The organism is Faecousia intestinalis (assembly GCF_040096185.1).
GTDB lineage: Bacteria > Bacillota > Clostridia > Oscillospirales > Oscillospiraceae > JAZOXB01.
On sequence record NZ_JBBMFF010000250.1, the window covers coordinates 1 to 6,924 of the forward strand.

General features: G+C 62.7%; 6 protein-coding genes. 5 read left to right on the forward strand and 1 reads right to left on the reverse strand.

Annotation, left to right across the window (positions count from 1 at the left end):
* Positions 1–195 precede the first annotated feature (195 nt).
* The 4 genes from WMO66_RS11755 to malQ are packed head-to-tail and all read left to right on the forward strand — an operon-like array spanning position 196 to position 4,419.
* Positions 196–1,059, forward strand: coding sequence for a carbohydrate ABC transporter permease (locus tag WMO66_RS11755; RefSeq protein ID WP_349136617.1), 864 nt, complete (start codon positions 196–198; stop codon positions 1,057–1,059).
* A complete protein-coding gene (locus WMO66_RS11760) occupies positions 1,059–1,919 on the forward strand; it encodes a carbohydrate ABC transporter permease (RefSeq protein WP_349136618.1) in 861 nt (286 codons plus the stop codon). Before WMO66_RS11755 ends, WMO66_RS11760 begins: the two co-directional genes overlap by 1 nt.
* 5 nt (positions 1,920–1,924) lie before the next feature.
* The gene (locus WMO66_RS11765; protein ID WP_349136613.1) at positions 1,925–2,947 is read left to right on the forward strand and encodes a LacI family DNA-binding transcriptional regulator; all 1,023 of its coding nucleotides are present in this window, start codon (positions 1,925–1,927) and stop codon (positions 2,945–2,947) included.
* Positions 2,944–4,419, forward strand: a complete 1,476-nt coding sequence (gene malQ / locus WMO66_RS11770; protein ID WP_349136614.1) for a 4-alpha-glucanotransferase — start codon at positions 2,944–2,946, stop codon at positions 4,417–4,419. The genes WMO66_RS11765 and malQ overlap by 4 nt, the downstream gene beginning before the upstream one ends.
* A 517-nt stretch (positions 4,420–4,936) precedes the next feature.
* On the opposite strand, the gene WMO66_RS11775 is transcribed toward malQ, so the two are convergent.
* On the reverse strand, positions 4,937–5,161 hold the full coding sequence (locus WMO66_RS11775) for a hypothetical protein (RefSeq protein ID WP_349136615.1): 225 nt from the start codon (positions 5,159–5,161) through the stop codon (positions 4,937–4,939).
* A gap of 341 nt (positions 5,162–5,502) precedes the next feature.
* Here WMO66_RS11775 and mtaB point away from each other — a divergent pair, with 341 nt between their 5' ends.
* Positions 5,503–6,801 carry a tRNA (N(6)-L-threonylcarbamoyladenosine(37)-C(2))-methylthiotransferase MtaB gene (gene mtaB / locus WMO66_RS11780; RefSeq protein WP_349136616.1) on the forward strand — a complete coding sequence of 433 codons (1,299 nt, stop codon included), beginning with the start codon at positions 5,503–5,505 and terminating at the stop codon, positions 6,799–6,801.
* Positions 6,802–6,924: the final 123 nt, after the last annotated feature.

A 6,924-nucleotide genomic window follows, 5' to 3' on the forward strand; every position in this document is an offset into this window, starting at 1 on the left:
CTTCCGCGCTGCGGCGGGCCGCCGCCCTCCGGCGTTTGTCAGAGCAGCTCTTTTCTTTCCGGAAATTTTGTTGTACAATAGCCCGGAGAAAAGAGCTCCTCTGACAAGCGTATATGCAATCGATTCAGGGGAGGGTCCTTTATGAAAAAACGAAACCGTCAGCCCCGCAGCCGCGAGGCGCTGAACAGTGAGCTGATCCGCCGCCCGATCCGGCGCTGCTGGCCGCTGTTTCTGCTGCCGACGGCGCTGGCCTTCTGCATCGGGTTCCTGTATCCGTTCCTGCTGGGCCTGTACCGCTCGTTCTGCGAATTCACCTCGCCGGTCGATTATCACTGGGCAGGCTTTTCCAACTACTTCCGCGCCTTTGCGGACGAGGGCTTCCGGCGTGCCTTCGGCTTCACGGCCGCCTACGCCGTCGTATCCATTCTTATCATTAATGTATGCGCCTTTGCGCTGGCCTACGCACTGACGCAGAAGCTACGCGGCTCGAACATCTTCCGCACGGTATTCTTCATGCCGAACCTCATCGGCGGCATCGTGCTGGGCTACATCTGGAAGCTCATTTTTGACGCCTTCCTCCGCTCGGCCTCGCTGCAGCCCCTGCTCACGAATGCGACCTACGGCTTCTGGGGCCTGGTCATCCTTGTGGCGTGGCAGCAGATCGGCTACATGATGATCATCTACATTGCGGGCCTGCAGGCCATCCCGGACGACATGCTCGAGGCCGCGAAGATCGACGGTGCTGGCCGCTGGCAGACGCTGTGGCATGTGACCATTCCGAATGTCATGCCGTCCGTCACGATCTGCGTGTTCCTGACGCTGACGAACTCCTTCAAGCTCTTTGACCAGAACCTCGCCCTGACGGGCGGCTCCCCGCAGATCCCCGGCACGAACATCTATAAGACGGAAATGCTGGCCCTGCACATCTTTAAGACGAACGGCATCGGCAACAACTGGAAGGGCGTTGCCCAGGCCGAGGCCGTGATATTCTTCATCCTTGTGGCGGCGCTGGCCCTGCTCCAGCTCCGCGCGACCCGCACGAAGGAGGTGCAGCAGTGATGCAGAGACCGCTCCGTAAGAAAAAGCGCGACATCGACGGCATCGTGCTGACCGTGCTGTTCTCCCTCGTGTGCATCCTCTATGTTATGCCCATCGTCGAGGTGCTCATCAACTCGTTCAAGACGCACAGCGCCATCAACACCGACACGTTCGCCCTGCCGAATGCCGGCACATTCGCAGGCACGAGCAACTATGTCAAGGGCATGACGTTCGGCAACTATCCGTTCCTCAAGTCCCTGCTGTACAGCATCGTCATCACCATACTGTCCGTCACGCTCATCCTGCTGTGCACGTCCATGGCCGCATGGTTCATCTCCCGCGTCGGCGGGCGGTTCTCCCGCCTGTTCTATCTGGGCTGCGTGTTCTCGATGATCGTGCCGTTCCAGATGGTCATGTTCCCGCTCGTCTCCGTGGCGAATGACCTCTATCTCAACACACCGTGGACCATCCCCGTCATCTACCTCGGCTTCGGCGCGGGCCTCGCCGTGTTCATGTTCTCCGGCTTCGTCAAGAGCCTGCCGCTCGAGATCGAGGAGGCCGCCGTTATCGACGGCTGCGGCCCGATCCGCACGTTCTTCAGCGTCGTCCTGCCCATGCTGCGCCCGACGCTCATCTCCGTCGGCATTCTCGAGGTCATGTGGGTGTGGAACGACTACCTCCTGCCCTCCCTCGTGCTCGACATCAACGAATACAAGACCATTCCCATCCATGTGCAGTATCTGCAGGGCAGCTATGGCACGGCCGACCTCGGCGCAACGATGGCCGTCATGATGTTCAGCATCGTACCGATCATTATCGTCTATCTGTTCTGCCAGAAATATATCATCAAGGGCGTCGCAGCCGGCGCCGTCAAAGGATAACCCATATGACGATCAAAGACCTTGCCCGCCTGTCCGGCTACTCCGTCGGCACGGTCTCCCGCGCCCTGAACGGCCTGCCGAATGTCAGCGAGCAGGCACGCAGCGCCATTCTGGCGCTGGCGCAGGAACGCGGATATCAGCTCAATACCAACGCGAAGTACCTCAAGCAGATCCACAGCAGCGGCATCGTCGCCGTGGTGACCGGCACATCGAACGAGCTGTTTGCCCAGATGATCGAACGCATCCAGCAGACGCTCCCCACGGACCGCTACCCGCTGACCGTGGACTACGTCGACGAAAACGAGGACCCCGTCGAGCGCGCTCTGCACCTGAGCCGCGAGAAAAAGCCCGCCGGGCTGCTTTTTCTCGGCGGCGACCGGCGGATGTACGCCAAAAGCTTCGGCGAGATCACGCTGCCGTCCGTCGTGCTGACGACCGACGCCTCCCGCCTCGGCTTCGACAATCTCTCCTCCGTGACCACGGACGACGTGGAGGCTGCGGAATGCGCCATGGAATACCTGCTGGAAAGCGGCCACCGGCGCATCGGCGTCATCGCGGGCGACCTGAGCTGCTCCGGCCCGTCGCGGCTGCGCTATGAGGGCTGCCTGCTCGCGCTGGAGCGCTGCGGGCTGACTCTGCCGGACGAATGCTGCGCCACGGCGCGCTATGCCTTTCAGGACGGCTACGACGCCGCCCTGCGGCTTCTGGAGCAGCCGGGACTGACGGCCATTTTCGCCATGTCGGACGTGATGGCCATCGGCGCCATGCGCGCGCTGCACGACCGCGGTCTGCGCATCCCCGAGGATATTTCGGTCATCGGCTTCGATGGCCTGGAGCTTGGCGAGTTCTACACGCCCAAGCTCACCACCATCCGCCAGCAGGCCAGCCTGCTGGTCGACCGCGGCGTGGCCCTGCTGCTCGGCACGCTCGAGCGCGGCGCCGTCGCACGCCACGAGACCGTCCCCTTCACGCTGGCGGTCCGCGAAAGTACCTCACACCTACCCCGGAAGGACGGAACAAACTCATGAGAACCAGTGGAATTCTGATGCACATCTCCTCGCTGCCCTCCCCCTATGGGATCGGCACGCTTGGCCAGGCAGCCTATGACTTCGCCGACTTTCTGAAGGCGGCCGGGCAGCACTACTGGCAGCTTCTCCCCATCGGCCCGACGAGCTACGGCGACAGCCCCTATCAGAGCTTCAGCACGCACGCGGGCAACCCCTATTTCATTGACCTCGATCTGCTGCGGGAGGACGGCCTCCTGACGCAGGAGGAGATCGACGCCGTCAACTGGGAGGCGCACAGCGCGCGCGTGGACTACGGCTTCCAGTACAGCGTGCGCTTCGACCTGCTCTACCGCGCCTTCCTGCGCGGCTGGGAGCGCGACGCGGACGCCGTGCGCGAATTCCGCAATGCGAACCCGTGGGTTGAGGACTATGCCCTGTATATGGCGCTCAAGCGCAGCCAGGACATGCGCTCGTGGGAGACGTGGCCGGAGGAGATCCGCCTGCGCCGTCCGGGTGCGGCCGAGACCTATGCCGTCCGGCTCGGCGACGACGTGCACTTCTTTATCTATCTGCAATATCTCTTCTTCGGCCAGTGGGACGCGCTGCGCGGCTATGTGCACGCGCTCGGGCTGGAGATCATCGGCGATCTGCCGATCTATGTGCCCTATGACTCCTGTGACGTGTGGGCGAACCCGTCCCTGTTCCAGCTGGACGAGACCGGGCTTCCAACCGGCGTGGCAGGCTGCCCGCCCGACTATTTCTCGGCCGACGGCCAGCTGTGGGGCAACCCGCTCTATGACTGGGAGCGTATGCGCCAGACGGATTACGCCTGGTGGAAGGAGCGCATCGCAGCAGCCGCGCGGCTGTTCGACGTCATCCGCATCGACCACTTCCGCGGGCTGGAGAGCTACTGGGCCATCCCCTACGGCGACAAGACCGCCCGCGGCGGCAAGTGGGTCAAGGGACCTGGCCACGACTTCGTCCGCGCCATGCAGGAGCGCTTTCCGGACCTGCGTCTCATTGCGGAGGACCTCGGCTTCCTGACGGACGACGTCATCCGGCTGCAGAAGGACTCCGGCTGGCCCGGCATGAAGGTGCTGGAATTCGCCTTCGACTCCCGCGAGCCGAGCAACTACCTCCCCCACCGCTATATCCGCAACTGCATCTGCTACAGCGGCACGCACGACAACGAAACGCTGGCCCAGTGGCTGGCGCAGACGTCGGAGACCGCGCGCGCCTATGCCGCGGAATACCTCGGCCTGACGGAGCAGGAGGGCTACGCGTGGGGCATCCTGCGCAGCGGCCTTGCCAGCGTGGCCGACACGTTCATCGCCCAGCTGCAGGACTATCTCGGCCTCGGCGCGGAGGCCCGCATGAACACGCCCGGCACGCTCAGCGACCGCAACTGGAGCTGGCGGCTGCAGCCCGGCCTGCTCACGGCGGAGCTGGCCCACCGCCTGCGCCGCATGAACACGATGTACGAGCGCCTGTAAGGCAAATATACAGAAAATGACCGCCCCCTCCGATCCGGATGAGGGCGGTCGTTGTCGGTGCGGCATGGTGCAAGTGGAAAATGGAAAGTGGATAGTGTAAAGTTACACGAAGTTTCCAGTCGCGCATTGTAGGGGAGGGGCATGCCCCTCCCGGCGCTGAACTGACAGTTGGTACAGGTTGCCGATAAAATGGTACTGGCCCCCGAATTGTCATTGCGAGGAGCGAAGCGACGCGGCAATCTCGCAGTACCGGGGTGGATAACAGGAAAGCCCCGGCGAAAACGTAACTGCCTTCCCGAGATTGCACCCCAAGGGCACTTCCTCGCGCTTCGCGCTCAGGGCGCCACGTCGCCCTTCGGCCTCCCCGCAATGACAAACTTGGGAGCCTTGCGCCGCAGAATGTGTGCCGCAGTCATTGTCAACCTGCAAGGCGCTCAGGGAGCGCCGCTGCAGGCAGCTTTGGAAATCCGTGCAAAAAACGCCCCCATCCGGTCGGATGGGGGCGCCTGCATTTGATTCAGCCGACGACGAAGCGCGCGGCAGCTTTGGCAAAATGGGCCTCGTTCCGGCTGTCTGCGATCTGCACCTGCAGAGGATGGGTAAAATTAATCGTAAACAGCTCCATAAAGTTCTTTGCGCTGACAACATGCTCGCCATCTACCACGTCAATGGCATAGGGCTGCAGCGTGGCCAGTCCGACAAATTCTCTCACGTCGCTCACGGATGCAAATCGAACGATCATGTGCTTCCTCCCAAAGAAAGACTGTCAGCTTGTCAAAAAAGTCCTTTCGGGCTTTTCCGCCAAGCTGCTTCCTCAGAATTACAATTACAGAATCAATTTTGGCAGATTTTGCAATTCTGTCGCTGCGGCGGCTTATCGAACGCGAGAGGACACCCTGACGGTTTCCTCTTTTTCCCTCCGAAACTTTCGGCTTGGCGGTTTTTTGACAGTCTGAGACTGTACAAATCCTGTTTTTTCCACTATAATGATCGTGATTATTATACCGCAAAAACGGGCAAAAGCACAATGCACGTTTTGTTCAATCTTTTTTGGGACCCTCAAAGATTTTTTGGAGAAACTCGATGAAATTTCAATGTTATACGCTTGGCTGCAAGGTCAATCAATATGAAACGCAGGCCATGGAGCAGCAGCTGCTGGCTCTGGGCCACGTCAGCGGCACAGACGCCGACGACTGCGACGCCTATCTCATCAATACCTGCACCGTGACGGCGGTCGCCGACCGCAAGAACCGCACCCTCATCCGCCGCCTGCGCCGCGAGCACCCGCAGGCCGTCATCGGCGTGTGCGGCTGCTATGCACAGGTCAACGCCGGGGAGGTCGAGGCCCTCGGCGTAGACGTCGTGTCCGGCAGCGGCGGGCGCGAGGCCTTTGTCCAGCTCGTGCTGGACGCCGTGCGGCAGAAAAAGGCCGGGCAAAACGCCGGGCAGCAGGTCCTGCTGGACGACGCCATGCGCCGCCGTGCCTTTGAGTCGCTCCCGGCCGGGAGCCTCGGCACGCGCACCCGCGCCATGCTCAAGGTGCAGGACGGCTGCTGCAACTTCTGCACCTACTGCATCATCCCCTACGCCCGCGGGCCGGTGCGCTCGCTGCCGCTGGCGCAGGCCGTGGAGCAGGCGCGCGCGCTCGAGGGCTACCGCGAGGTCGTGCTCACAGGCATCGAGGTCGCATCGTGGGGCCGCGATCTCAAGGACGGCAGCACGTTTGCCGATCTGGTCGAATCCGTCTGCCGCGCCGTGCCGCAGCTGCGCGTGCGCCTTGGCTCGCTCGAGCCGCGCGTGGTGGACGAGGACTTCTGCCGCCGCCTTGCCGCGTGCCCGAATTTCTGCCCGCAGTTCCACCTGAGCCTGCAGAGCGGCAGCGACGGCGTGCTGCGCCGCATGCACCGCCACTATGACACGGCGCGCTATCTGCAGAGCGTCCGCCTGCTGCAGCAGTGGTTCCCCGGCTGCGCCGTCACGACAGACCTGATCGTCGGCTTCCCCGGCGAGACGGAGGAGGAATTCGCCGAATCCCTCGCCTTTGCCCGCACCTGCGGCCTTGCCATGGTCCACGTCTTCCCCTATTCCCGCCGCGCCGGAACGCCCGCCGCCTCCATGCCGGGCCAGCTCTCCCGCGCGGAGAAGGCCGACCGCTCCGCCAGGGCCGTTGCCGCCGCCGCCGAGCTGCACCGCGAATTTCTGACCGCCATGTGCGGCACGGAGCAGGACGTGCTCTTTGAGCAGGTCGAGGACGGCTGGTTCACCGGCCACGCTCCGAACGGCATGAAGGTCTATGCCCGCGGCGAGGACCTGCATAATACCGTCCGCCGCGTCCGCATCGAGGGCCTGCAGGAAGAGGGCCTGTGGGGGAAGATTTTGTAAGGCTGCCAAATATGTGTTGTGGGGTCGGGGACAGCCCTGCCCGGCGCGGCGCTGCCGACTGGCACAAGGCATCGTTAAAATGGAATTGGCCCCAAATTGTCATTGCGAGGCCCCAAAGGGGCC

What these genes read in the sequence shown, in the direction of transcription:
- WMO66_RS11760 (WP_349136618.1), top strand. Translation starts at nt 1,059, where the DNA reads ATGCAGAGACCGCTCCGTAAGAAAAAGCGCGACATCGACGGCATCGTG.
- WMO66_RS11765 (WP_349136613.1), top strand. Translation starts at nt 1,925, where the DNA reads ATGACGATCAAAGACCTTGCCCGCCTGTCCGGCTACTCCGTCGGCACG.
- malQ (WP_349136614.1), top strand. Translation starts at nt 2,944, where the DNA reads ATGAGAACCAGTGGAATTCTGATGCACATCTCCTCGCTGCCCTCCCCC.
- WMO66_RS11775 (WP_349136615.1), bottom strand. Translation starts at nt 5,161, where the DNA reads ATGATCGTTCGATTTGCATCCGTGAGCGACGTGAGAGAATTTGTCGGA.
- mtaB (WP_349136616.1), top strand. Translation starts at nt 5,503, where the DNA reads ATGAAATTTCAATGTTATACGCTTGGCTGCAAGGTCAATCAATATGAA.